Raw genomic sequence first — 24,688 nt, forward strand, 5'->3', positions numbered from 1 at the left:
CAGAACATGAGTGACTGACACTCCCTCATCGCGAGCAGGCTCACTCCTACAGGGTTATGGGGTGTCTGGCTGGTTGGCGGGATGGGCCTTGATGAACGCCGGATGTTCAGCCGCCAGCGCCGCCACACGGCGAATTTTCGGGTAAGCCTCCAGCGAAACATTGAAGCGCTCCGCCGCATACAACTGCGGAATCAGGTACACATCTGCCACGCACGGCCACTCGCCGAAACAGAATCCCTCATCGCCAATCAACTGTTCCACCGTCGCCAGCCCTTGGCTGATCCAGTGACTGATCCACTCGACCACCTGCGGCTCGTCATACCCCGACTGGCGCAGGCGGTTGAGCACGCTGACGTTATGCAATGGATGCACATCGCAACCGATCACCGCCGCCACACCGCGCACTTGCGCGCGGGCGAGCAAATCTTCGGGCAGCAACGGCACCTGTGGATAACGTTCTTCCAGGTACTCGATGATGGCCGGCGACTGAATCAGCAATCCGCCTTCGTCAGTACGCAAGGCCGGCACCCGCCCCTGTGGGTTGATCGCCAGATACGCTGCCTGGCGATGCTCGCCACCGGGTGGCGCGATCAGGTTGACCGGCAACGCCTGATGGTCGAGGCCCTTGAGCGCCAATGCGATCCGCACCCGGTACGACGAGGTCGAGCGGTAATAGGTATAAAGATCCATAACCCGCTCCTGTCAGCGCGCCGCCAGCACTTTGCCGCGGCACTCGCCGAAACCGATCGAGGCAAAACCATCGCGGGCGCAACGTGCGCGCAGAATGATTTCATCGCCGTCCTCGAGGAATTTACGCACCTCGCCAGAGGCCAGTTCAATCGGCTTTTTGCCGCCCTCGGTGATTTCCAGCAGGCTGCCGAACTGACCGTTTTCCGGACCGGACAAGGTGCCCGAACCGAACAGGTCACCGGCCTGCAACTGGCAACCGTTGACGCTGTGGTGCGCGACCATTTGCGCGACGGTCCAGTACATATAGCGGGTATTGCTCAGGGTCAGGCGATGGGCCGGGAGGTTTTGCTCGCGCATGGTTTCGGTCAGCAGCAACACTTCCAGCTCGATGTCGAAGGCACCGCCGTCCTGATCACGCTGGTCGAACAGGTACGGCAGCGGCTGCGGATCACCTTCAGGACGCGCCGGTTGCGCAGTACGGAATGGCTCCAGCGCTTCTGCCGTCACCACCCATGGCGAGACACTGGTGATAAAACTTTTCGACAGGAACGGACCCAGCGGCTGATATTCCCAAGCCTGGATATCGCGTGCCGACCAATCGTTGAGCAGGCAGAAACCGGCGATGTGTTCGGCCGCGTCACCGATGGCGATCGAATCACCCATCTCGTTGCCCTGGCCGATCCAGATGCCCAGTTCCAGCTCATAGTCCAGACGCGCGCAGGGGCCAAACACAGGCTCGGTCTGACCGGCCGGCAGTGTCTGGCCTTTCGGACGACGCACATCGGTGCCGGAGGCACGCACGGTGGAAGCGCGACCGTGATAACCGATCGGCACGTGCTTATAGTTCGGCAGCAACGGGTTATCCGGGCGGAACAGTTTGCCGACGTTCTGCGCGTGCTCGATGCCAACGTAGAAGTCGGTGTAATCGCTGATGCGTGCCGGCAAATGCAGTTGGCAATCGGCGGCCAGTGGCAGCAGTTTCGCACCTTGCGCTTCGATGTTGCCGCGCAGGGTGCTGCCTTCGCTGAACAGTTCCAACAGGCGTGTGCGCAGAGCCACACGTGCCTCGCGACCGAGGTCGAAGAACGCGTTCAACTGGCCACCGTGCATGGCTTCGACGGCGCTACGTGCAGCACCGTCGAACAGCCCTGCTTCCAGCGCCACTTGCAGATCAAAGATGTGTTCACCAATCGCCACGCCCGCGCGCGGCGCCGCACCGTTGAGGCTGAATACGCCCAACGGCAGGTTCTGCAACGGGAAATCAGCGTGGCCGTTGGCCGAAGCGACCCAACTGCGGGTGATGGAAGTCTGCGTCATGGGTTATCTCCGGGTCGGGTCGAACGTGGCGGGCAGCGTGGCCCAGCAAGCGTCGTAAGTGGATTGCAGTTGCGGGCAGTCGAGGGCAAAGCGGCTTGGGCGCAGCACTTGGCTGGTCTCGAACATGAAGGCCATGGTGTTGTCGATCTTTGCCGGTTTGAGTTCGGCGTTGATCGCTTTGGTGCAGGTCTCGCCGTCCGGGCCGTGGGCGCTCATGCAGCTGTGCAGCGACGCCCCGCCGGGCAAGAAGCCTTCGGCCTTGGCGTCGTATTCGCCCTGAATCAGGCCCATGAATTCGTTCATCAAATTGCGGTGGAACCACGGTGGCCGGAAGGTGTTTTCAGCGACCATCCAGCGTGGCGGGAAGATCACGAAGTCGAGGTTGGCCAGGCCGTGCACGCTGGTCGGCGAGGTCAGCACGGTGAAGATCGACGGATCCGGGTGATCAAAACTCACCGTGCCGATGGTGTTGAAACGGCGCAGATCGTATTTGTACGGCACGTTGTTGCCGTGCCAGGCGACCACGTTGAGCGGCGAGTGATTGAGTTCGGTGGCCCACAACTGGCCGAGGAATTTCTGCACCAGCGTGGTCGGTTGCTGCAGGTTTTCGTAGGCGGCGACCGGCGTCAGGAAGTCGCGCGCATTGGCCAGACCGTTGCTGCCGATCGGCCCCAGATCCGGCAGACGCAGCGGCGCGCCGTGGTTCTCGGCGACATAGCCGCGTGCTTGCGGGTCGAGCAATTCGACACGGAATTTCAGGCCGCGCGGCAGCACGGCGATTTCCAGCGGCGCCACTTCCAGCACACCCAATTCAGTGGCGATGCGCAGACGGCCGAGTTGCGGCACCAGCAGCAGTTCGCCGTCGGCGTTGAAGAATACGCGCTCCATCGAGCGATTGGCGGCGTAGTTGTAGATGCTGATCCCGGCCGGTTTTTCGGCGCCGGCATTGGCGGCCATGCTCACCAGTCCGTCGATGAAATCGGTTGGCTCGGCCGGCATCTCCAGAGGATTCCAGCGCAGCCGATTGGGCGTCACTTCACCCAAAGGACCACCGGCCAATTGCCGTTCCAGTTTGACGAAAGCCGGGTGATTGGCCGACGGCTGAATCCGGTACATCCAGGTGCGCCGCGCTTCACTGCGGGTCATGGTGAACGCGGTGCCGGAAAACAATTCGGTGTAGAGGCCGTAGGGTGCTTTTTGCGGGGAGTTCTGGCCGACGGGCAGCGCGCCGGGCAACGCTTCAGAGCTGAATTCGTTGCCGAAACCGGACTGATACGCCAGCGCCTGAGCGGTTGAATCGAGGTTCATGGAGCCTCCTGAACAGGGAGTCGGCAGTGGCCCATCGCTCTGGCTCAGAGGCTTCGGCACGCCGGGGTTGTTATTATCGTAATTCGATTACGCATAACGTAATTTGCTCGCTATCCAGCGTCAAGCTATAAAGACGCCCATTCGTTTCGGAACCCGGCCGCACCATGGAAAAAACCAGCGACAGCAACGGCAAACAGAAAGTCCGCTCCGCCGAAGTCGGCACCGACATCCTCAAGGCCTTGGCCGAGTTGTCGCCCTCCACTTCGCTGTCGCGACTGGCCGAACATGTGCAGATGCCAGCGAGCAAGGTCCATCGCTATCTGCAGGCGTTGATCGCCTCGGGATTTGCCGAGCAGAACGCCGCCACCAACCACTACGGCCTCGGCCGTGAAGCGCTGCGCGTGGGCCTTGCCGCACTCAATAGTATGGACGTGCTGAAGGTCGCCGCCCTGCCACTCGCCGAACTGCGCGACGAACTCAACGAAACCTGCTTTCTGGCGGTGTGGGGCAACCAAGGCGCAACCGTTGTGCACATCGAACCGGCGGTGCGTGCAGTGACGGTGGTGACGCAACTGGGTTCGGTACTGCCGTTGCTCAGTTCATCAACCGGGTTGGTATTCAGCGCCTATCTGCCACATCGCGAAACCGATGAGTTGCGCGTCCAGGAGATTGCCGCTGCCGATCATCCGCTGAAGGATGAGAAGACTTACGTAACGCTGTGTGAACAGATCCGCGAACGCGGTCTGCATCATGTGCATGGTTTGCTGATGCCGGGTGTGGATGCGTTGTCCGCACCGGTGTTCAATGCTGTCGGACAAGTCGCCGCCGTGCTGACCATCGTTGGCCCGACCTCGCTGTTCCATGCCGACGAAAACGGCCCGGCGGCGCAGCGGTTGTTGGCTGCGACGCGGGCCGTGAGCTGGCGGATGGGTTATGAACGATAAACGCTATACGCATTGAGCGAGCAGCGAGTGCTCAAAAACGGTCAATGAACCGTTGTTTTACTCAGTCCGGAATCGGCACCGTCCATCAATGTCTTGAAGAACTCGACCAGCATCTCTTTCGACTCCTCCTGGCCTGTGTAATAAGTGACCAGTTCCGCCACCGTCCGCGCGTCCTCGAACAAACTTAGAAAAGACCGTTGTGCCTGGGTAATTTCCTTGACCGGGTCACCCGCCGCCGCGGCCTTGCCCAGCGTAAGCAGCCCGGTCAGCGCTTCCTGGACATGTCCCAGCGCAGCGCGGTAGTCCCCTCGTTTGTCCGACTGTGAGGCGTCGTAGATGCTTTTCATCAACTGCACAGCCACCACGACAGTGCCCACGGGAGGCACCAGCAGGCTCACGATGTTCGCGGCCTTCAACAGGTTGTCGTAAACAAGACCGACGACTATTTCATTGAGGCTGGTGGTGCGCTCGTCGATATCACTCAATACACGGCGCACTCGCTCGTCATGGAAAGTAAACAGATCAGGCAGTAACGAACGCTGCTGCGTGCGAATGACCGCTCGGGTATCAACGGTTGCGACCAACCTGTCGAAATAGTCGTTGATCACCTTTTGGTCGACGAGCAGTATCCGCCCGCTGTAGTAGGTCCTGAACGGGCCGTATCGAAAACGAATCGAAGGAATGAACTCAGCGATTGGCCGGAAGCTGACCAGATCCGGCGCGTCAGGCGTATAGAGCAAATCGACGAACCCTGAAGACATCTTCAGTCGGAAAATATAAACGCCGCCAACCGTGCGGTCCCAGGCAGCTGTCAAACCCAGCTCGCCTAGATTGAATTTATACAGCCCGACACTCCCTTCGGAGCTGCTATCCACAATTGACTGATAGCCGCCACTCTCTTTCAGATTATCGATAATCCGTTGGATAGCGGAGAAATACTCTGTTGATAATCGGCCATTGGTGAAGTCGGCAAAAGCATTGCAGTACATTTCACTGCGGATTCTTCGGGCGTGTACCGCGCGTTTGAAGGCGTAGTCAGGATGAGCCTTGTTTTGATATTGCGCTTTCAACATCGCGGTATATCTGTCGCCGGGACGGAAAGTTTTCGACAGCGAGGACAGGTCTCGGATGTCCAGTTTTTCAACGAGGGGATGGCCATTCACCAAATAGTATTTGGGGCTGAATTTCGTTGCGTAGGCCGGATGCACGGCTTCAAAGGCGAGTCCCTCAAGCAAAACGTCGGTAATGCTCTTACGAAACTCTTCGGTTTGAACAATGATCTTGTCGGGATTGACCGAAACGTTGCTCCCACGAGTACGCAAAATGTCTTCTATCTGAGCTTTCACCGAGTCATAAGTGAACTGCTCGAATGTCGGAAAACCATTGTCTCGCGCATCAACCATCGTTAGTGCCTTGAGCTCGGTTGTCAGACGCGAATAGCGCTTGCGGCCCTCGACGCCAAGCACCCGATACCCTACCGGAGCAATAGCCTTGTGCAGCGCAACTTCGGCTCGGTACGCGATATTTACGTAGTCCGCCAACGGTGCCTTGAGATTCAGGCCAAGATCGACTGGCCGGCCATCAAGCGTGTAGCGGTAGTTGAGCTGTGCTGGATCGCTGCCGAGCAACTTGCCTGCATCGTGCAGGTAGTCGGGATGGATCAGCAATGCAGCGTATTCACGATCTGCGGACAATGCTGTCTCCAGCCAGCGGTTCGCCGCGTAAACATCGGAAAATTTCAGCAGTTCAAATGCACCGCCAGGCGTTTTGACCAACATCAGCGACGGTACGTATTCTCTGGATGAAATAATCAGGACATCTTTTAACGCGGGTACCTGATCTCCGATTCTCAATCCCTGAATAGTCACCGAAGGGTCATTGGCCATGGCTCGCGAGATGATATTCGCATCGGTGGAATCCAGCTTCCCAGAGTGGCGAGCAACAAAAACTGCAAACTCCATCTGGCTGAAGAGGTAGTCGCGATAAGCCTTCTGGTAATCAGCCGAGGGCGAGGATGCAAGGCTGCCGGCAAATTCCAGTCGCAGGTTACGGTTCTCCAGCCACTGCTCGAGAGCCGCCGTCGTCAACCGACTTCCGTTGGGAGCGCCGATGATAGTCAGGGTGGCTTTATAACCATTGTCATGTAGACCGAAGACAATAAATTCCGTCAGTGTCCGGGTTTCTTCCTGTTCGATAGTACGTCCGGCAACTTGCAGAGTGAACGAGCTATGGACACTTATCGTTTCTGGTTCCAGGTGTTCACCGAGCACCCGGTCCGCCCATTCAGCGAAGGTACGCACCACATAATCTTTAAACGAAAAGTACGCACCGAATGCACTTGAAAACGCCGCCTGGTATTGATCCTTGGAGTCTTCAAGCTGGTTATACCGTTGTTGAATATCGCTACCAGCGACCTGGAGCCAAAGTGGCCAGTCGGTACGTTTCAACGCAGCCAAGAGCAGAGAGAAGCGGGTGTTGATACCGTAGCGCAACACATGCAGGCGTTGATTCTCCTGCAGCATGGAGGTGAGCGATTTTTCAAGTTGTCCCCGGCCACTGAACAGGGACGACAGGCTTTCAAGTTGACCTTTGAGATGAGTCTCGACACAAAAGGCGTGAGGACTTTGCGTGGCTTTCAAGTATCTGATCTGGTCATTACCCAGGGATAATCGCTGCTGAAGTTTGCGGTGCAAATCGGTATTTTTTTCAAAAAACTCAAAGCCCTTCGTCGGCGTATGCATGAGATAGGCAGTCGACTCGTTGACCAGCGGCATTTCTGCATCCGGACGCTCGGCGTTGTCCAGAACGAAGCACGGCTGACGCGACAGAAGGTAATCCTGCGTCGGACGCAGGTTGACTTCAAACGTTGCGCGACCGTTGTCTGCGTCGAGCAGTTGGGCGAATCGCTCACCCAGCGGGGCGTCAACATTGTTGGCCATGACCGACAGGGACAGCTCTGCGCTCGTTACCACGGCGTACGCTTCGATGAAAGCCAGCTTATTCGATAGCGGTGCAGTGTTCGCGCGTAAGGGTTTCGCTGGCGCTGCCCAGAACTTTGCGATCTCGGTTCGCAACGTTTTTTCCAGTCCGGTAGCTACAGCAGCGATCAGATCTTCGACAATAAGAGTATTGAGCGTATTGACTTTGAATTTTGCACTGAACGTGTCCGGCAGAAAAAAAACACCATCGCCGCCGACAATGTAGGCGGGACTGACATTGTTATTCAGACAATAAACAGCCACGTCCCAAAGAGAGCCCGAAGGCCGATTTTCATTGGCAGGAAAAGCAGGATCCGTATTGACATAGACCTTATCGATATCGACTGCTTTACCCAAACGCTTTAATTCACTTTCAAGCCTGTTGCGAAGAATATCCAGCACGCTTGGCATGGCGTCGATGATCTTGAATAGACCGGCTTTTGCCTGGTTTGCCTTTTCCCACTCTTTAGCCCAGGTAACTTGTTCACCCAAGGAACCACGCATCAAACTTTTAAATAACTTAGCCACAACATTTCCTTACTTTACCATCCAGAGCAGCGAGTGCAGCCCTGCAGATAGTCGCAAGGTAGTTTTTTTATCAACCAACATGAAGCACGAACAATTTACAAAACATGCCACCCCACAACGACAAGCATTTTCACTTGCAGAAAATTACAAGATTAAATCAATATCCCCATCAACTTTGCTTTCGCCACAGCCTGAGTTCTGCGTTCCACACCCAATTTCCCGTTAATCCGTCTCGCGTGCGTTTTTACTGTATGCAACGAAATAAAAAGTTGTTCTGCAACTTGCTGATTCGAAGCACCTTGAGCAATCAACATCAGCACTTCGCGCTCGCGCCGACTGAGGCCAGGCGCAAGATCACGGTTGTCACATTGCCCGACAGGAAGCGGTTGTTCAGACACTGGGCCTCGGCGTAACTCCCACTCCCGCATGGCTTGCTGCAATTGGCAGCGTTCCACCAGCGTTCCGGCTCGCTGAAAAGCTTGCTGCGCCGCCACCGCGTTACCGTTCGATTCGGCCAACTGGGCGAAGGCCAGCAGCAACTCCGTTTCCGCCGCCAACATGCCGCTGGCCTGGGCCTGATTCAACAATCGTTCAATGGTTGGCAGACCGTTTTCATCAGGATTCAATTGCGCTTGCGCGCAGGCCAGCAGGTATTCAATGCGGATAATCAGCTCGAACGTCGCGGGCGGCGCCTGGCGTGCAGCGGGTCCACGGTAATGCCGTAACAACCGGCCCAGCGCCTCTTGAACCAATTGCGGTCGACCCTGCTGCAACCAGAACTGGCTGCTGACCTGAAGCACGACACCGCGGTAGACGGTATCGGGAATCTGCCGCTGCTGCATGACCCTTTCGGCCTCGCGCAGGCGTTCGAAAGCGCAAGCATAGTCGCCTCGATTGCCGGCCAGTTGAGCCTGCCCCAGGTAGCCATACAAGACCCGCTTGTCTTCACTGCGCAAGCAATCTTCAAGGCCTTGGCGGAACAGATCCGCAGCCTGCTGTTCTTGTCCCATGCACAGCGCCAGCCGTCCTCGTCGCAGTGCAATACGGCCCAACAGCGGCGTGGGCACCTGGGTACGCTGGCGCAGCAAATGCTCAATGTCCACCAGCAGACTTTCGGCACGCACCGGCGCTCCTCGCTGCTCGAGCCATTGCGCATGATCAAGCTCGAGCAACCCTTCGAACAACAGGGAGCCATGCGCGCGCGCCAGGCACAGCGCCTCGCGGTTGAGGGCATGGGCCTGATCGAGTTCACCGCACAGTAACGCCTGCTGCGTGAGTCCCGACAGACACATCAGGCGGGCCTGCCAGGCATCATCCGCCAGCGCTGACAATGCCTCCTGAAAACAGGCGCGCGCCGGCTCCATTTGCCCTTGCAGGTGGCAGAGCCAACCTTGTTGCGCCTGCCAACGCGCCAGCAATTGCTGCTCCAGGTCCGCCGTCGGTTGTGGCATGAAGCGGGCGAGATAGGACATGCATTGCGCGGCCTGTTCGAATCGGCCGGCGAACAGTAATGCCCCCGTGACCAACCCGATCAGTTGCGGTGTCATCAAGGTCAGTTCCCGGCTCTGCTGTTCATGCAAGCGCACCAGCAAGACGACCGTCTGATCTTCCAACAAGTCCTGGAAGCTCAAATGCTGCAACAGGCTCACGGCAGTTTCGTATTCTTCGGCCAACAACGCTTGCTCGAACGCTGCTCGCCAATCCTGCGCCGCAGTGAACCACTGACAGGCGCGCCGGTGCCACGAACGCGCACATGGCCAACGCGACGCCTGCATGATTCGCGACAGCGGGCGGAAGACCTGCAGCCAATCGGCGGACTCCTGCCATGGCTCGATAAAGCAGCCCAGCACTTGCAGATCATGCAACAGCTGTGCGCCTTCGCCGGGGCCGAACAAGTGCTCGCATAATGGCGCGTTAAACCGTGGCAGGTGGGCCAGAACACGCCAGACCTCGTCCTGCTCTGGGGTCAGGTTGCTGAAGAGTTCGTGTTGCAGATAATCGAGCAGGGTGTCGATACGCTGTTGCGGCTGCAGGTTTTGCGACCAGTCGCACTTTTGCAGGAGCGCCATGCGAGCCCCCGCGCACCAGCCGCCGGTGCGCTGGATGATACGGGCGGCGACACGGTCTGCCTGGTCTGGCGGCAAATGGCGCAACACCGGTACAACCTCATCGTGGGTCAGCGCCAGGCTGGCGCGCTCGGATTCGTAGAGTTCGTCATCGAGCAACAGACGCGGCCAGTTACACTGCGGCCGGCGGCGAGTGCTGATCCACCAAGTGAGCGCCGGGCTGCTGACCGCCAGCAAACGATCCAGTAAAGCATCCAGAACCGGATCCGGCAGACGACTGTAATCGTCGATAAACAGCGAAGTCGGCCTGGACCAACCTGCCAGTTCCGCCATCAGCTGCGTAACGTCAAGGCCTTCGACCAGCCCGAGTGCCCGAGTCAGACGCAGGCAAAATTCCTCGCAACTGAGCGCTGCTCCAGCCAGCGGCAGCCAAAGCGTCTCGCAGTCTGCACGCATCTGCAGAAGACACTCGGTGAGCAGTGCGGTTTTGCCACTGCCAGCGGGTGCGCACAGCAACCTGACCCGTGCGTTCGATGCCAGCAAAGGTGCACTCAAGCGACTGCGAAGCTGATGATGGGAAGAAAGTCTGGGCAAAAATCCGGGGCGATCCAGACAGGGCGTCATGGCGGTCATCGGGTGAGCCTTTTTATCGTTGTGCTGTCACCCTAGCCCTCTCCCCTGTACTTGTTGACGAGTATTCAGCGCGCTGATTGGCGCCCATAAAAAAGGCGACCGAGCGGTCGCCTTTTGCCTTGCTGTTGTATCCAGACCGTTACCGCACGCCCTCGGCGCGCAAGGCCGCTGGCGTGTAGTCGGCCGCCTTGGCTTCAAAGCCGAATTCGAAACTGTGCTTCTCTTCGTTCTTCATCCCCAGGGCAATGTATCGACCGGCAATAATGTCGTAGAGCGCTTCGAGGGTGTAGGCCTGCGCCTGGTGATCGTAGTAATACTGAGCGTGACCTTCGGCGACACGCCACAGTTGTCCGCGACCGTCATAGTGGTCAGCCAGTGCAACCTGCCAACTGTCCTCGTCGATATACATGTGGCGTTTGGCGTAGATATGCCGCTCATTCGGTTTGACGGTGCCGATCACTTCCCAGACCCGGTGCAACTCATAGCGCGTCAGGTCCTGATTGATGTGCCCGGCCTTGACGATGTCGTCGTACTTGAGCTTCGGCGAATCGAGTTTGTAGCTGTTGTACGGGATGTACATTTCCTTCTTGCCGACCAGTTTCCAGTCGTAGCGATCCGGCGCGCCGGAGAACATGTCGAAGTTGTCCGAGGTGCGCAGGCCATCGGCAGCGGTGCCCGGGCCGTCATAGGCCACTTGCGGCGCCCGACGCACGCGGCGCTGGCCGGCGTTGTAGATCCACGCCAGACGCGGCTCCTTCACCTGATCGAGGGTTTCGTGCACCAGCAACACGTTACCGGCAAGACGCGCCGGTGCGGTCACCGACTGTTTGAAAAAGGTCAGTACGTTGGCGGCTTTTTCCGGATCGATATCCTTGATCAGTTGCGGCACGGCGATCTCTTCTTCGAAGCGGATCGGCGTGTAGCTGCCGTTGGTCTGCGGGGTGACCTGGGTGATGATGCGTTTGACGTTGCCGCCGTGATAACGGGTGATGTGGTTCCACAACACCTCGACGCCGTTCTTCGGAATCGGGAACGCGTAATAGCGATTGCCGGTGAAATTGGCCAGGCCGTTACCATCATTGATCGTGGTGACATTGAGCGCGCTGCGCTTGGCCGATTCGTAGATTTGCGCCGGTGCGGCAACGGTACGGTGAGTCGGATAGACCGGGATCTTGTAAGTTTCCGGGTAGCGTTTGAACATCGCCACCTGGCCGTCCGAGAGCTTGTCCTTGTACTTGTCGACATTGGCCGCAGTGATGGTGAACAGCGGTTTTTCATTGGCGAACGGGTCGGCGAGGAAGCCTTTGCTGTCCACCGCGCCGGCGTTTTTCGGAATGCCGCCAGTCCATGCCGGAATCGAGCCGTCAGCGTTGCCGGCCTTCTCGGCGCCCAATGGCGTCAGGCTGGTGCCGAGTTTGTTCGCCTCTTCCGGCGACACCGCCGCCATCACGTTGGCCGCCAGCAGACTCAGGGCCAGCACCCCACATTGCAGAATCATTTTGCGCATTGCAGTCATCCTTCTCGGGCAGATCAGAAGTTCACGCCGAAGCTCAGTGCGACGAAGTCACGGTCTTCGAGGACGTTGTAGTCGCCACCGAAAAAGTCGGTGTAACTGAGGCTCGCGGTGTAGGTGTTGCGGTAGTCGGCATCGACGCCGACGCTGATCGCTTTCGCGCCTTCGTTGAACAGGCCGTTGGGGCCGTAACCGGCGACGTCGTGCGACCACGACAGGTTGGGTTTGAGGTTGATCCCGCCGATCACGTTGGCGTAATCGAGGATCGCCCGGGCGCGATAGCCCCACGAGGTCGAGGTGACGAAACCGTCGGTGTCGCCGCCGAAACCGTATTGGCCATACACCGAGTCGCGGCCATAACGCAGCTTGTCGCGCGACTCCAGACCGCCGACCCGCACTACCGCTGCTTCACCAACCAGGGTCAGACGTTGAGCGCCCCAGACCTGATCGAAGAAGTGCGTGAGGGTGCTCTGGATTTGCGTGACTTCCTTGCGCCGATACCCCTTGTTGTCCGCCCCCGGGGTGGTGGCGATCGGCGAAGCGGCACCACCGGCAATCGGGTTGAGCAGCGCCAGCGTCAGGTCGTTGGTGTTGACCTGCACCGGAGCGTTGGGCCGGTAGCTGATCTCGCCGGTCCAAGCGGTGCCAGTAGGTAATGTGGTGGAAAAGCTCGCGCCGTAAAGACGAATGTCTTCCGGGTATTCGAGGTAGTAACCACCGCGTCCGAGCATCACGCTCTGCGCCAGGCCGGAACCGCTGCCGGGTGCCAGACCATTGGCGATCCCGACCATGCCCGGCAGTGCCGCCAGCGTCGACAGGCCGGCCGTGGTAGTGCCAACCGTTGGCGTGCGGCTGTGGTAGTTCATGAAATACAGGCCATATTCGGTGTCGTCACCGAGCCAGCGCAACGCCGTCCCCCACTGCCCGGAATCCCGCGCATCGCGGTCACCACCACGCGGAATCACCACGCCTTCGCGGGTGACTTGAATACCTTGGCCAAAAGCCTGGGTCAGCGGGACAAACGGTGCGATTGCCGGGTTGCCGACGGTGTAGCCGTTGTTGCAACCGTCCGCCGCCACATCGACACCGAAGAAGGTGCCGCAGTTGTCGAGAACGGTCTGGTCCCATTCCAGTTGATAGAAACCTTCGACGGTCAGTTGATCAGTCAGGCCTTGCGAGCCGAACAGCATGTTGACCGGAATCAGGCCTTCCTTGATCTCCGCACCAGGGCGGCGAAACGCTGAAACGTCGATCGGGTTGATGCTGTTGATAGAGTTGCCGATAAAAGTACTTTCGCCCCAACTCACCACTTGCTTACCGGCACGCACGGTACCCGGCAGGTCGGCGATGGAATAGTTGTGATAGACGAAGGCATCAAGAATTTGTGCGCCGGAAGACTTCGCGCCTTCCTTGCGGCCGCTGTCGCTGATCGGCTTGAACTCGCGGTCCTCGTCCTTCAGCTCGAAGTCATACCAGTACTTGCCACGCACGAAGACACCGGTGTCGCCGTACTTGAGTTCGAGGTCGTGAATACCTTTGAAGATTTTCGAGAAGGTCTCGCCCTTCTTGAAATTCAAACGCCCGTCATCACCGGTCGAGGATTGCCCGGTCCCCCCATTGACCGTGCCGACCAGCGACTTGTCGGCATCGCGCAGACCCCAGCTCGCGCCGATCGACAGCGACGAGTCGAAGGTGCCTTCGATTTCGCCAATGTTGAACGCAACCGCTTGCGCCTGGGCGCAGCAACCCAGAGCCACCGCGGCTGCCAGCGCCTGCGGTGTGAAGATGGCGCGCATTGTTGTTTTTGTCATGCGTCTTCCCCGGTGAGTGACAGAAGGCCCCACCCTACTGCCGGGCAACGGCGTCGATAAGCGCACCAAGGAGGTATTCGTGTTGTCGCTCGAAAGGATGAATGGCCTTGCAGGACGGGGCTTTGCGCCGCTCATGGATCGGCTGGATGGCGGATCATCAGTGCAGCGCATGGTGCACGTCGGATCACGGGACTGTTGCATGCCCCGCAACAGTGCATGTCCGGAATCGGTATTTTTCCTACGCGCTCAAGACCTTATTCTGAACGCGCTTTCACGGGACACGCCGTAAAGCACGCAGCATCAGCCTTCGAGCAACTCAGGCCATTGCTGACAGATTTCAGATAAATCGAAGACTTCGGTTTATCGCCCCGGTGTTCACTGACGTTGATTTGTAGCTCCTTGATCTAACGTCTTACCTTGGCCGCTGCGTTTGCAGCGGCCTTTTTTATGGGCGAAGAATTTTGCACAGCGCGGATTTTCAGCGGGGGACGACAGGATTCAGTTAAATCCTGTCGGTTGATGCGCAGGGTTCAGAGCGAATACTTCTGCAAATTCGCCATCATTTCCTTCAGCGCCTCGATATTGTCCTTCGGATGCGCCGCCCCCTCAAAATCGCAAATCTGCTGCCAGTGCGCCGCGACGTCTTCCGGCGAGAAGCCTTCGCGCGGATCGAACCCGGCACCGAGGCTGCGCTCCCAGCGCACCTTGCCCATCCAGCCGCCACCGACTTCGAACAGTCCGGAGGTTTCCTGGCATTGCTCGCTGGCCAAATACACCACCAACGGGCTGACCAGTTCCGGTTTCAGTTGTTCGAACACTTGCGGCGGAATCAAGCCCTCGGTCATGCGCGTGCCGCCGGTAGGTGCGATGGCGTTGACGAGGATGTTGTTTTTGCGGCCTTCGATGGCCAGGGTGCGGGTCAAACCGTAGAGACCGAGTTTGGCCATGCCGTAGTTGGATTGGCCGAAGTTGCCGTAGATGCCCGAGGTCGAGGCAGTGAAGATTACCCGACCGTAGTTTTGCTCGCGCAGGTGCGGCCATGCGGCGCGGGTGACTTTGTAGGCGCCTTCGACGTGGACGCGATAGACCAGATCCCAGTCGGCATCGTCCATTTTGTGAAAGGTCTTGTCGCGCAGAATGCCGGCGTTGTTGACCACAACGTCGACGCGGCCGAAGGCATCAAGGGCGTTCTGCACCAGTTTGTCGCCATCGGTGACCGAGTCGTGGTTGGCTTCGGCAATGCCGCCGGCCTCGCGGATTTCCGCCACCACGCGATCGGCGGCGGAGGCATTGGCGCCCTCGCCCTGGGTCGAGCCGCCGAGATCATTGACCAACACTTTGGCGCCCTGTTTGGCGAACAACAGCGCATGAGCCCGTCCGAGGCCACCACCGGCTCCGGTGACGATGACGACTTTATCTTCGAAACGCACAGACTCATTCATCGCAGCAACTCCAGCAGGCCAGTATTGAGTCCGAGTGTCAGGCACAGGGCTTTGGGTCACAACGAATACGGCTGAGGCTGAATGGTGTGCAATAAGGTTGAGGGATGATGAAGGCGTCAAAAGATCAAAAGATCAACAGATCGCAGCCTGCGGCAGCTCCTACATTAGATTTGTGTAGGAGCTGCCGCTGGCTGCGATCTGTTGATCTTTCAGGAGCAGGCTACTTTGCGCGGTGGCAGCACAAAACGCTCGCGAAACGCCAGATAGTGCTTGAGCACCTGCACCGGCGCTTCGGTCTGTGGATAGTGACCGATGCCCGGCAACAACACCGTGTCCGCATCGGGAATCAATTCGCGGTAACGCTCGACCATGTGCGCCCCGGAAATCGGATCGACCTCGCCATCGATCACCCGCAACGGAATTTCACCGCGCTGCATCGCCATCACCCAGCGATCACGCTGCACGCGGCGTTCGGGAATGTAGCTGATCAACTTGTGCATGATCCGTGGCCCGCGATTGCTGTCGACCAGGCTCCAGAAATCGTCCAGTTCACTTTCGCTCGGCCGGGTCTGCGGGCCGAAGATCTGCCGGAAGCTTTTCACCAAAGCATCGCGGGTGAACGCGCGGCCGATCATCCAGCCCAGCGGACTGAGCAGCAGTTTCTGCATCAGCACCGGGCGATGGGTTTCCGGAAACAGCCCGCCATTGAGAAACACGCAACTGGCGACCTCGATCTTGTCTTCGTAGTGCCGGGCGAGCAGTTCTTGCGCAACGCTGTCACCGTAATCATGCGCCAGCACATGCACCGGTTGCTCGACCTGCACATGCGCGAGCAAGGCTTGCTGCAGGTCAGCCTGCTCTAGCAGGCTGTAGGTGTGATTGAGCGGTTTGGCCGAATCGCCAAAGCCGAGCATGTCGCAGGCGATCACCCGATAACGCTGGGCCAGTGGCTGCCACAGGTAATGCCAGTCCCAACTGGCGGTCGGGAAACCGTGGATCAGCAGCAGCGGCTCACCCTGCCCCGCCGTCCAGTAACGGATTGGCTGACCACGAAAGACAAACGTCTGGCTGCGTTTACGCCAGACACACAGAGGAATCTCGGCAAGAGGCATTAGAGTTTATATCCGGGGTCTTGTTTATCGAGTTTGCGCAGCAACGCCGGCCAGGCCAGCGCACCACCCATGCCTTGAGCACTTTTGGTGACGCCGGCGATCATCGCTTTGGCGCCTGCCAGAATGTGCGGTTCGATGGCGATGAGTTCAGCCCCACCGGTTTGCGCCATGACCTGAATGTCGCAGGCGCGCTGGAAGGTGAACATCATCAGAAAGGTGTCGGCGATGGTGCCGCCACAAGTCAGCAGACCGTGGTTGTGCAGCATCAGGAAATTGTTTTCGCCCAGATCGGCCTGCAAACGCGCTTTTTCTTCGTGGTTCAGCGCCACGCCTTCATAGGCGTGATAAGCCAGACTCGACAGCACGAACAGCGACTGTTGGCTGATCGGCAACACGCCCTGCTTTTGCGCCGACACCGCGACACCGGAGGCGGTATGCGTATGCAGCACACACACTACGTCGTGCCGCACTTCGTGCACGGCGCTGTGGATGGTGTAGCCGGCGGGGTTGATTTCGTACGGACTGTCCATGAGTTTGTTGCCGGCCTGATCGACTTTCACCAGGCTCGAGGCGGTGATCTCATGGAACATCAGACCGAACGGGTTGATCAGGAAATCTTCGGTGCCCGGCACCTTGGCGGAAATATGGGTGAAGATCAGATCGTCCCAGCCATGGGCGGCGACCAGACGATAACAAGCGGCGAGATCGACCCGGGTCTGCCATTCCGCAGCGCTGACCTGGTCTTTGACATTAAGGGACGATTGGACGGGGGCTACGCTCACTGTATGCACCTCTGCGTTCTTATTGTTCTGCACGTGTCAGCAGTCTAGTCAGGCGCAGAGGATCGCGTAGTTGCATTGGCAGCCAGCTTGATGACTGACCGAGTCAGCAATGCAAACACCTTGGATCCATGTCAAAGCAACGACGCCAACAAAGGCGCGGCAAACAGATTGAGCAACCCGGTCAAGACCATCACCAGCCCGGCGACAGAACCCTCTTCGCCGCCCACTTCATGGGCGCGACTGACGCCGGCACCGTGCGCGCCAACCCCGAACAACGCGCCACGGGCCAAAGCACTGCGCAATGGCAACCACTTCAACAGCACGCCGCCGAGCATCGCGCCAAACACACCGGTGAACATTACGAACACCGCCGTCAATTCCGGCACGCCACCGAGATTTTGTGCCAACGGCATAGCGAACGGTGTGGTGATCGAACGTGGCACCAGCGACATCGTCACCGAACTGTCCAGCGCCAACGCCCTGGCCAATCCGAATGAAGTACCAATCGACGCGGCACTGCCGGCCACCATGCCCAGCAGCAGTGCCGACCAGTGCCGCATCAACAATCGGCGTTGCTGCCAGATCGGCACGGCGAACGCGACGGTCACAGGGCCCAGTACCAGCATCAGCCAATGGGTGTTGCTGGAGTATTCGGCATACGCCGTGTGCAGCGGCACGGCGAGCGCCAGCAGCAAGGCCGGCACCAGAATCAGCGGCGACAATACGTAACGCCCGGTGCGCCGATACAACCAGCGACTGAACAGGTACGCCAACAGGGTGAAGGCCAGCCAGAACATCGGCATCCATTCAAGCTTCATGGGAACGTCTCATGCGCACGGCCAGTTCTACGGTGAACGCAGTCACCAGCATCACCATTAATGTGCTGACAGCGATGACCAACAGGATTCGCCAGCCGTCGTTGCGCAACAGCGCGCCGTAGTCGAGCAAACTCATCAGCGCCGGGATGAAGAACAACAACATCTCGGCCATCAGCAAGCCCGCGCCCAATTGCAGCGCTGCCGGTTTGATCCAGCCAAAAGCAAACGCCAGCAGCAACAGCGCCATACCGATCACGCCACCGGGGACTGGCCACGCCAGCCATGCGGCAAGTTGACAGCCAAGCAGGTAGAGACCGAGTAATACGGCGAGTTCGACGAAGAGACGGGAAACGTGTTTGAGGCGGGTGGCGTGCATGATTTTGCTCCTGACAGGGGCTTATTTTACGAAGCGCCCTGCCATCGCCGAAGCGAATTGTTAGACTCGAAGCCATTCCAAATTGGAATCATGGTTATGGAATTCAAACAGCTGCGCAGTTTTGTCGAAGTCATGCATCAGGGCGGTTTTACCCAAGCCGCAAAGACCCTGCACATCAGCCAGTCAGCGGTCAGTAAACAAATCGCGCAACTGGAGCAGAGCCTCGGCACGCCCTTGCTCGAACGGCTCGGCTCGCAATTGCGCCTGACCGCCGCCGGCAGCGTGGTGCTGCAACGCGCCGAGGGCATGCTGCGCTTGCGCAACGAACTGCTCGCGGAACTCGACGACCTCAGTCATCTGGCGCGTGGTGAACTGCGCCTCGGCCTGCCACTGCTCGGCAGTGACGCGCTGTTCGCCGGACTGTTTGCCGAATACCGGCGACGCTATCCGAATATCAGCGTGCAATTGCTTGAGGGCGGCAGCCGCCATATCGAGCAGGCCGTGCTGAGCGGAGAACTGGAGTTGGGTGGCAGTCTGCTGCCCAAGGATCCGCAATTCGACTGTCAGCCGTTTTGCGATGAGAAGCTCGACGCCCTGCTGCCAGTGGATCATCCGCTGGCCGATCGGGGTGAGATCGGGCTGGAAGAATTGGCCGCAACGCCCTTTCTGCTCTATCAGCGCAGTTTCGTGCTCAACGACCGTTTGCTGCAGGCGTGCCAGCAACTGGGCTTCACGCCGAAGGAAGGCGGACGCAGCGGTCAGGCGGATTTTCTGGCGGCGCTGGTGGCCGCCGGGCAAGGCGTGGTGCTGTTGCCCAGCGTGGTCGCACGCGGTCTGGTGCGGCCAGGCGTTGTACGCCTGGCCTTGCGCGCGCCGGATTATCTGCGCTGGGATATCGCCTTCATCTGGCGTCGCGGCGCCTATCTGTCAAAAGCCGCGCAGGCATGGCTAAGCTTGCTGCGCGAGCGGGCGATCAGCCCTTGAGCGTGTCGACCAACTGCGCCAGCCAAGGCTCGGCGTCGGTTTCCGGAGTGACGCTTTCGCTGGCGTCGATGCGCAGCATGTCCTGCACTTCGCGCACGCCCAGTTCGCCGAACAGCTCACGCATCTGCTCACCGCCGCCGCAGAAAGTGTCACCGTAACTGGCGTCGCCCAGCGCAATCACTGCGCCCGGCAAGCCACGCCACGCCGCCGGCAACTGGTCGCGAATCGCCGAATACAGCGGCATCAGGTTGTCGGGCAATTCACCCATGCCGGTGGTCGAAGTCACTGCGAGAAACGCTTCAGGGCCAAACGCCTGAATGTCCGCCAGGCTGGCGCGCGAGTTGTAGAAGGTCTCAAAGCCAGCGGCTTTCAACAGGTTCTGGGCGTGACGGGCGACTTCTTCGGCGGTGCCGTAGACCGAACCGGAGAGGATGGCGACTTTCATCAATCTGATCCTGCAGCTGAAAAAAAGAGCGGCGATAGTAACAGCCTCAAACGCAAAGCTGCGACTGGATCTCAATTGACGGTAATGGCCAGTAGACAGCGCCTGTGGTTCTTCTAGAATGCGAGCCACTGACAGCTCTGAAAGGATTCAAAGATGATCAACGCAAGCTTGCTGCAAATGGTGATCAACGCGTCGAACGACGGGATCGTGGTCGCCGAGAAGGAAGGTGAGCAGGACAATATCCTGATTTATGTGAACCCGGCTTTTGAGCGCCTGACCGGTTACACCAGCGAGGAAATCCTCTATCAGGACTGCCGTTTTCTGCAGGCCGGTGATCGCAATCAGGAGGGTCTGGAACTGATTCGCAATGTGTTGGGCGACAATGGCTCGTGTCGGGAAATCCTGCGCAACTATCGCAAGGACGGCACGCCGTTCTGGAATGAACTGTCGCTTTCAACGGTGAAAAACGCCGATGACGGGCAGACTTATTTCGTCGGCGTGCAGAAAGACGTGACTGTTCAGGTCAAGGCTCAGCAGCGTGTTACACAGCTCGAAGAGCAGGTGACTGCTCTGCAGGCTGAGCTGGCATTATTGAAAGCGACGAACGGCGCAAACAAATCAGCGAACTAATTGTCATTAACTACAATCACCAATGACTTTGTAACTATATCTTTCGAGTTAGCCATGCAGCGCGACGCCCTCCTTACTCAGGATGAGCTGGATTTCATCCAGACCATGCAGCACAACCCGCAACTGAACGTGCGGGATGCGACGTCGAGTCTGCTGGTTAACGGCGGTTCGCAGATTCGTGACTTGCTCACGCGCCTGGCGGCTCACGAGCAAGTGACGATTCAGGCCAACTTCGAAAACCAGCAGATGACCTTCCCGCTGCACTTGGTCGAAGACGAGTTTCACGCGCTGCATCTGCGCCTCGGGGTTCCGAGCATCTACGAAGATGGACCGATGGTGCGCCCATGGCGACTGACACTTGAGGAACCGGTAGCGCTGGAAAACGCCAAAGGCCAACCGGGCATGTTGTGGGTGCATGAGGTTTCGCACAAAGGCGTGCTGCTGGAAGTGCGCAACAAGACCAAACCACCCAAGCATTTTGCGCTGTGGTTCAGCCCATCGGGTTACGAGCGGATTTCACTGCGCGGCAATTTCGAACGAGAAACCGAAAGCGGTTTCTACGCCTACGAACTGAGCCAGACCGACACCGACGAAACCGAGCGTCTGCGCCAATTCATCCTGCAACAACATCGCTTGACCCACCCTGCCCTGCACACCTGATTTCAGGTATCCAGATTTCCGGCGAGAAACTGCAGCATGCGTTGACGCATGTTGCCACCTTCATTTCCAAGGCATGCAACAGAGGATCCGGCCAGACTGTCCTGCGCCAGATCTGACGCATCGCCCGCCAGCATCAACTGACAATCGAGGCTCAATGCCAGCCGGTTCAAACGCCGAGGCAAATCGGCGCCGGGCGCGTGATTGGAAAACAGCACGAGTGCATCTGGTTTGATCTTTTCGCACACCAGCGTCAGCTCGTCGAACGGCTGACCGGTAGTCAGCACCCGGACACCGGAATTGCTGTCGCTGAGAAACAGCGCCGCCACCAGCAATTCCAGCTCCCGACATTGCCCGGCCAGCGCGCTGACAACCACCCGACGCGGCTGCGTGCCACGCAGCATGACAATCCGTTGCAACACCCGCGCCCGCAGAAATCCATCAAAGAACAGCCACTCGCTGGTTTGCCCGAAAGCCTCCTGGCGCTGCAACAGTTGCAGCCACAAAGGCATCAGAATGTCCTGAAACACCACAGGTTGTGCGTAAGAAGAGAAAATCTGGCCGTACACCCGATCCAGTTGCTGATCATCGAATGCACTGACCGCCTGCTGAATCTGCTCCTGCCATTGCCGGTAATCGGCCTGCACCAGATCATCAGGGATGATGTGCGCCAGCACTTTCATGGGTTCAGTCCTGGCGAGAATCTTGCCGACCTTGCTCACGGCGACACCGCGATCAATCCAGTCGACAATGCTGCGCACGCGCTCGATATCGGTCATCGAATAGAGCCGATGCCCACTTTCGGTGCGCGTTGGCTGAATCAGACCATAACGCCGCTCCCAGGCGCGCAAGGTCACCGGGTTGACCCCCGTCAGCCGCGCCACCTCACGGATCGGAAACAGATCGGTGCGCTCAAGCGCAACAGAGGCCTGCAAGGAAGGGCTTGCGTCCGTGATCACAGGCATAGGGCGTTCAACTTCCATGTCGGTTCAATTGGATCCCATTCTAACGCTTATGCCCCAATCAGATTCAAGTGATGAAATGCGACGAAAGTCGCTGGTTTAATCGTGAAAAACCGGAATAATCCTTGCTTGTTGAAAAACGCAGGCCTCTACCCCGGCCCTGCGTCAGGCGAAATTCCTACCCGGAGTGACGCACTCGAAATACGGAGATACAAAATGTCTACTTCCCCCGTCACGTTGATGGTTGCCCGTCGCGTCGCCGACGGCCGCTATCAGGATCTGATCGCCTGGCTGCGCGAAGGCGAACAACTGGCCACTGACTTTCCCGGTTATCTGGGTTCTGGCGTGCTCGCTCCGCCGCCCGGTGATAACGAGTTTCAAATCATTTTCCGTTTCGTCGATGAACAGACGCTGCATGCGTGGGAGCATTCGGCTTCGCGCACGGCGTGGCTGGATCGTGGCAGCGACCTGTTCGCCCACCCCAAGGAGCACCGGGTCAGCGGTATCGAAGGCTGGTTCGGCGCGGCTGGTCAGCGTCCACCACGCTGGAAGCAGGCTGTGGCAATCTGGCTGGCGTTCTTTCCGGTGTCGTTGCTGTTCAACTTTGTCCTCGGCCCGTTGCTCGCCGACATGAGTTTGTTGCCGCGTGTATTGATCAGCACGGCGTGCCTGACACCGTTGATGGTTTATTTCTTTATTCCGCTGTCGACGCGCCTGCTGGCGAACTGGCTGAACAGCACCCCGGTGCGTCCGTTGCCTGCGACGTCTTCTGCACAGAATCGATGATCTCTGTGTGGGAGCGAGCCTGATCGCAAATACGGACTGACCTTCAGCATTGATGTCGACTGAGACACCGCTTTCGCGAGCAGGCTCGCTCCCACAGTAATGGGGAAAGCCGACGATAGGTGGGCAAGCCATATCGCTGTTATAGTTTTTGCTCCCACCGCGATGCGAGCCGTTCATGCCTGATTCCTCAGCCCCGATCCTCATCACCGGTGCCGGTCAGCGTGTCGGCCTGCATTGCGCGCTGCGGTTACTCGAAGAAGGCCATCGCGTCCTCTTCACTTACCGCAGCGAGCGGCCCGGCGTGCAGACGCTACGAGATCTGGGCGCCATCGGCCTGTTCGCGGACTTCTCCAGCGAGGCCGGGGTTCTTGCCTTCATCAACGAATTGAAAACCCATACCGACAGCCTGCGCGCCATCGTGCACAACGCCTCCGAATGGCTGGCCGAAACCCCGGACAGCGAGGCTGAAGCCTTCACGCGCATGTTCAATCTGCACATGCTCGCGCCGTATCTGATCAACCTGCACTGCGGCCAATTGCTGCAACGCTCGACGCCCGCCGACATTGTCCACATCAGCGACGACGTCACCCGCAAAGGCAGCAGCAAACACATCGGCTATTGCGCGACCAAGGCCGGGCTCGACAGCCTGACCCTGTCCTTCGCCGCACGCTATGCGCCGGCCATCAAGGTCAACGGCATCGCCCCAGCCCTGCTATTGTTCAATCCCGACGACGACGCGGCGTACCGCGCCAAGGCCCTGGCCAAATCCGCGCTGGGCATCGAACCCGGCTGCGAAGTGATCTATCAGAGCCTGCGCTATCTGCTCGACAACCCCTATGTCACCGGTACGACCCTGACCGTCAACGGCGGACGGCACGTCAAATAAGCCGACTCGCGAGGATTTCCATGACCCGCTCACTGCCCGAGAACTACCGCGAAATCCTCATCGGCCTCGGTGAAAATCCCGACCGCGAAGGATTGCTCGACACCCCGGCACGCGCGGCCAAGGCCATGCAATACCTGTGTCACGGTTATGAACAAAGCGTCGATGACATTGTGAACGGCGCGCTGTTTGCCTCGGACAGTGACGAAATGATCATCGTCGCCGACATCGAGTTGTACTCGTTGTGCGAACATCACCTGTTGCCCTTCATCGGCAAGGCCCATGTGGCTTATATTCCGACGGGCAAGGTACTGGGTCTGTCGAAGATCGCGCGACTGGTGGACATGTTCGCCCGGCGCCTGCAGATTCAGGAAAACCTCACTCTGCAAATCGCCGATGCGGTGCAACAGGTTACCGACGCCGCCGGCGTCGCCGTGGTCATCGAAGCCAAACACATGTGCATGATGATGCGCGGTGTCGAGAAACAGAATTCGACCATGAACACCTCGGTCATGCTCGGCGCGTTCCGCGAGTCGAGCAACACCCGCCAGGAGTTCCTGCAATTGATTGGACGGAGCAAGTAAATGCCACAACTTCAACCGGGAATGGCGCGCATCCGGGTCAAGGATCTGCGCTTGCGCACCTTTATCGGGATCAACGAGGACGAAATCCTCAACAAGCAGGATGTGCTGATCAACCTGACCATTCTGTATGCCGCGCAGGAGGCGGTGCGTGACAACGACATCGACCACGCGTTGAATTACCGCACCATCACCAAAGCGATCATCGCTCACGTCGAGGGCAACCGTTTTGCGCTGCTCGAACGCCTGACACAGGAACTGCTCGATCTGGTGATGAGCAACGGTTCGGTGCTATACGCCGAAGTCGAAGTCGACAAGCCACATGCGCTGCGATTTGCCGAGTCGGTGTCGATCACGCTCGCGGCCAGCCGCTGAGCTTCAAGCTTCGAGCTGCAAGCGGTAAGCTAACGGCCGACCCCGATCCAATCTTGCAGCTTGAAGC

General features: G+C 58.7%; 22 protein-coding genes. 8 read left to right on the forward strand and 14 right to left on the reverse strand.

All coding sequences use genetic code 11. The features are described from left to right. Positions 1-54: 54 nt before the first annotated feature. From maiA to hmgA, 3 genes are read right to left on the reverse strand one after another with little or no spacing between them, the layout of a single operon-like run. Complete coding sequence (gene maiA / locus ACWR1S_RS21325; protein WP_454564867.1) at positions 55-690, reverse strand: maleylacetoacetate isomerase; 636 nt, start codon at positions 688-690, stop codon at positions 55-57. 12 nt (positions 691-702) lie between these two features. Then, a complete protein-coding gene (gene fahA / locus ACWR1S_RS21330; RefSeq protein ID WP_454564868.1) occupies positions 703-2,007 on the reverse strand; it encodes a fumarylacetoacetase in 1,305 nt (434 codons plus the stop codon). A 3-nt stretch (positions 2,008-2,010) separates the two neighbouring features. Next, a complete protein-coding gene (gene hmgA / locus ACWR1S_RS21335; RefSeq protein WP_454564869.1) occupies positions 2,011-3,315 on the reverse strand; it encodes a homogentisate 1,2-dioxygenase in 1,305 nt (434 codons plus the stop codon). Between the two features lie 164 nt (positions 3,316-3,479). Between hmgA and ACWR1S_RS21340 the strand changes: the two genes are divergently transcribed. Beyond that, positions 3,480-4,259, forward strand: coding sequence for an IclR family transcriptional regulator (locus tag ACWR1S_RS21340; RefSeq protein ID WP_454564870.1), 780 nt, complete (start codon positions 3,480-3,482; stop codon positions 4,257-4,259). A gap of 41 nt (positions 4,260-4,300) precedes the next feature. On the opposite strand, the gene ACWR1S_RS21345 is transcribed toward ACWR1S_RS21340, so the two are convergent. From ACWR1S_RS21345 to ACWR1S_RS21385, 9 genes are all read right to left on the reverse strand, one after another. After that, positions 4,301-7,765, reverse strand: a complete 3,465-nt coding sequence (locus ACWR1S_RS21345; protein WP_454564871.1) for a dermonecrotic toxin domain-containing protein — start codon at positions 7,763-7,765, stop codon at positions 4,301-4,303. A gap of 152 nt (positions 7,766-7,917) precedes the next feature. Continuing rightward, a complete protein-coding gene (locus ACWR1S_RS21350; protein ID WP_454564872.1) occupies positions 7,918-10,464 on the reverse strand; it encodes a LuxR C-terminal-related transcriptional regulator in 2,547 nt (848 codons plus the stop codon). 139 nt (positions 10,465-10,603) lie between these two features. Continuing rightward, entirely contained in the window at positions 10,604-11,971 is a 1,368-nt protein-coding gene (locus ACWR1S_RS21355) for a DUF1329 domain-containing protein (RefSeq protein WP_454564873.1), read from the reverse strand. Positions 11,972-11,994: 23 nt separating this feature from the next. Next, on the reverse strand, positions 11,995-13,788 hold the full coding sequence (locus tag ACWR1S_RS21360) for a DUF1302 domain-containing protein (RefSeq protein ID WP_454564874.1): 1,794 nt from the start codon (positions 13,786-13,788) through the stop codon (positions 11,995-11,997). A gap of 530 nt (positions 13,789-14,318) precedes the next feature. Then, complete coding sequence (locus ACWR1S_RS21365) at positions 14,319-15,230, reverse strand: SDR family oxidoreductase (RefSeq protein WP_454564875.1); 912 nt, start codon at positions 15,228-15,230, stop codon at positions 14,319-14,321. A gap of 209 nt (positions 15,231-15,439) precedes the next feature. Then, positions 15,440-16,342, reverse strand: a complete 903-nt coding sequence (locus ACWR1S_RS21370) for an alpha/beta fold hydrolase (protein WP_454564876.1) — start codon at positions 16,340-16,342, stop codon at positions 15,440-15,442. Beyond that, positions 16,342-17,124 carry a class II aldolase/adducin family protein gene (locus ACWR1S_RS21375; protein WP_454564877.1) on the reverse strand — a complete coding sequence of 261 codons (783 nt, stop codon included), beginning with the start codon at positions 17,122-17,124 and terminating at the stop codon, positions 16,342-16,344. Before ACWR1S_RS21375 ends, ACWR1S_RS21370 begins: the two co-directional genes overlap by 1 nt. A gap of 131 nt (positions 17,125-17,255) precedes the next feature. Next, a complete protein-coding gene (locus ACWR1S_RS21380; protein ID WP_007914240.1) occupies positions 17,256-17,942 on the reverse strand; it encodes an LrgB family protein in 687 nt (228 codons plus the stop codon). Beyond that, positions 17,932-18,318, reverse strand: a complete 387-nt coding sequence (locus ACWR1S_RS21385) for a CidA/LrgA family protein (RefSeq protein ID WP_454564878.1) — start codon at positions 18,316-18,318, stop codon at positions 17,932-17,934. Before ACWR1S_RS21385 ends, ACWR1S_RS21380 begins: the two co-directional genes overlap by 11 nt. A 96-nt stretch (positions 18,319-18,414) precedes the next feature. Here ACWR1S_RS21385 and ACWR1S_RS21390 point away from each other — a divergent pair, with 96 nt between their 5' ends. Further along, positions 18,415-19,302 (forward strand): LysR family transcriptional regulator, encoded by an 888-nt coding sequence (locus ACWR1S_RS21390; protein ID WP_454564879.1) that lies wholly within the window; start codon positions 18,415-18,417, stop codon positions 19,300-19,302. Here the strand turns inward: ACWR1S_RS21390 and ACWR1S_RS21395 are convergent. Further along, positions 19,292-19,747 carry a flavodoxin gene (locus ACWR1S_RS21395; RefSeq protein ID WP_454564880.1) on the reverse strand — a complete coding sequence of 152 codons (456 nt, stop codon included), beginning with the start codon at positions 19,745-19,747 and terminating at the stop codon, positions 19,292-19,294. The two genes, ACWR1S_RS21390 and ACWR1S_RS21395, sit on opposite strands and share 11 nt — an antisense overlap. Before the next feature lie 153 nt (positions 19,748-19,900). Between ACWR1S_RS21395 and ACWR1S_RS21400 the strand changes: the two genes are divergently transcribed. Together ACWR1S_RS21400 and ACWR1S_RS21405 are read left to right on the forward strand one after the other, a co-directional pair. Next, on the forward strand, positions 19,901-20,377 hold the full coding sequence (locus tag ACWR1S_RS21400; RefSeq protein WP_454564881.1) for a PAS domain-containing protein: 477 nt from the start codon (positions 19,901-19,903) through the stop codon (positions 20,375-20,377). Between the two features lie 54 nt (positions 20,378-20,431). Then, positions 20,432-21,037 (forward strand): hypothetical protein, encoded by a 606-nt coding sequence (locus ACWR1S_RS21405; RefSeq protein WP_007914250.1) that lies wholly within the window; start codon positions 20,432-20,434, stop codon positions 21,035-21,037. A 2-nt stretch (positions 21,038-21,039) separates the two neighbouring features. Here ACWR1S_RS21405 and ACWR1S_RS21410 read toward each other — a convergent pair whose 3' ends face one another. Then, a complete protein-coding gene (locus ACWR1S_RS21410) occupies positions 21,040-21,999 on the reverse strand; it encodes a MerR family transcriptional regulator (RefSeq protein ID WP_454564882.1) in 960 nt (319 codons plus the stop codon). A gap of 213 nt (positions 22,000-22,212) precedes the next feature. On the opposite strand from ACWR1S_RS21410, the gene ACWR1S_RS21415 reads away from it, so the two are divergent. The 4 genes from ACWR1S_RS21415 (at position 22,213) to folX (ending at position 24,621) form a co-directional block, all read left to right on the forward strand. Beyond that, the gene (locus ACWR1S_RS21415) at positions 22,213-22,782 is read left to right on the forward strand and encodes an antibiotic biosynthesis monooxygenase (protein ID WP_454564883.1); all 570 of its coding nucleotides are present in this window, start codon (positions 22,213-22,215) and stop codon (positions 22,780-22,782) included. Between the two features lie 175 nt (positions 22,783-22,957). Beyond that, complete coding sequence (gene folM / locus ACWR1S_RS21420; protein WP_454564884.1) at positions 22,958-23,668, forward strand: dihydromonapterin reductase; 711 nt, start codon at positions 22,958-22,960, stop codon at positions 23,666-23,668. A 20-nt stretch (positions 23,669-23,688) separates the two neighbouring features. Then, positions 23,689-24,249, forward strand: coding sequence for a GTP cyclohydrolase I FolE (folE, locus tag ACWR1S_RS21425; protein WP_454564885.1), 561 nt, complete (start codon positions 23,689-23,691; stop codon positions 24,247-24,249). Continuing rightward, the gene (gene folX, locus ACWR1S_RS21430) at positions 24,250-24,621 is read left to right on the forward strand and encodes a dihydroneopterin triphosphate 2'-epimerase (RefSeq protein WP_007914273.1); all 372 of its coding nucleotides are present in this window, start codon (positions 24,250-24,252) and stop codon (positions 24,619-24,621) included. Positions 24,622-24,688: the final 67 nt, after the last annotated feature.

The organism is Pseudomonas sp. AIG, from assembly GCF_977020205.1.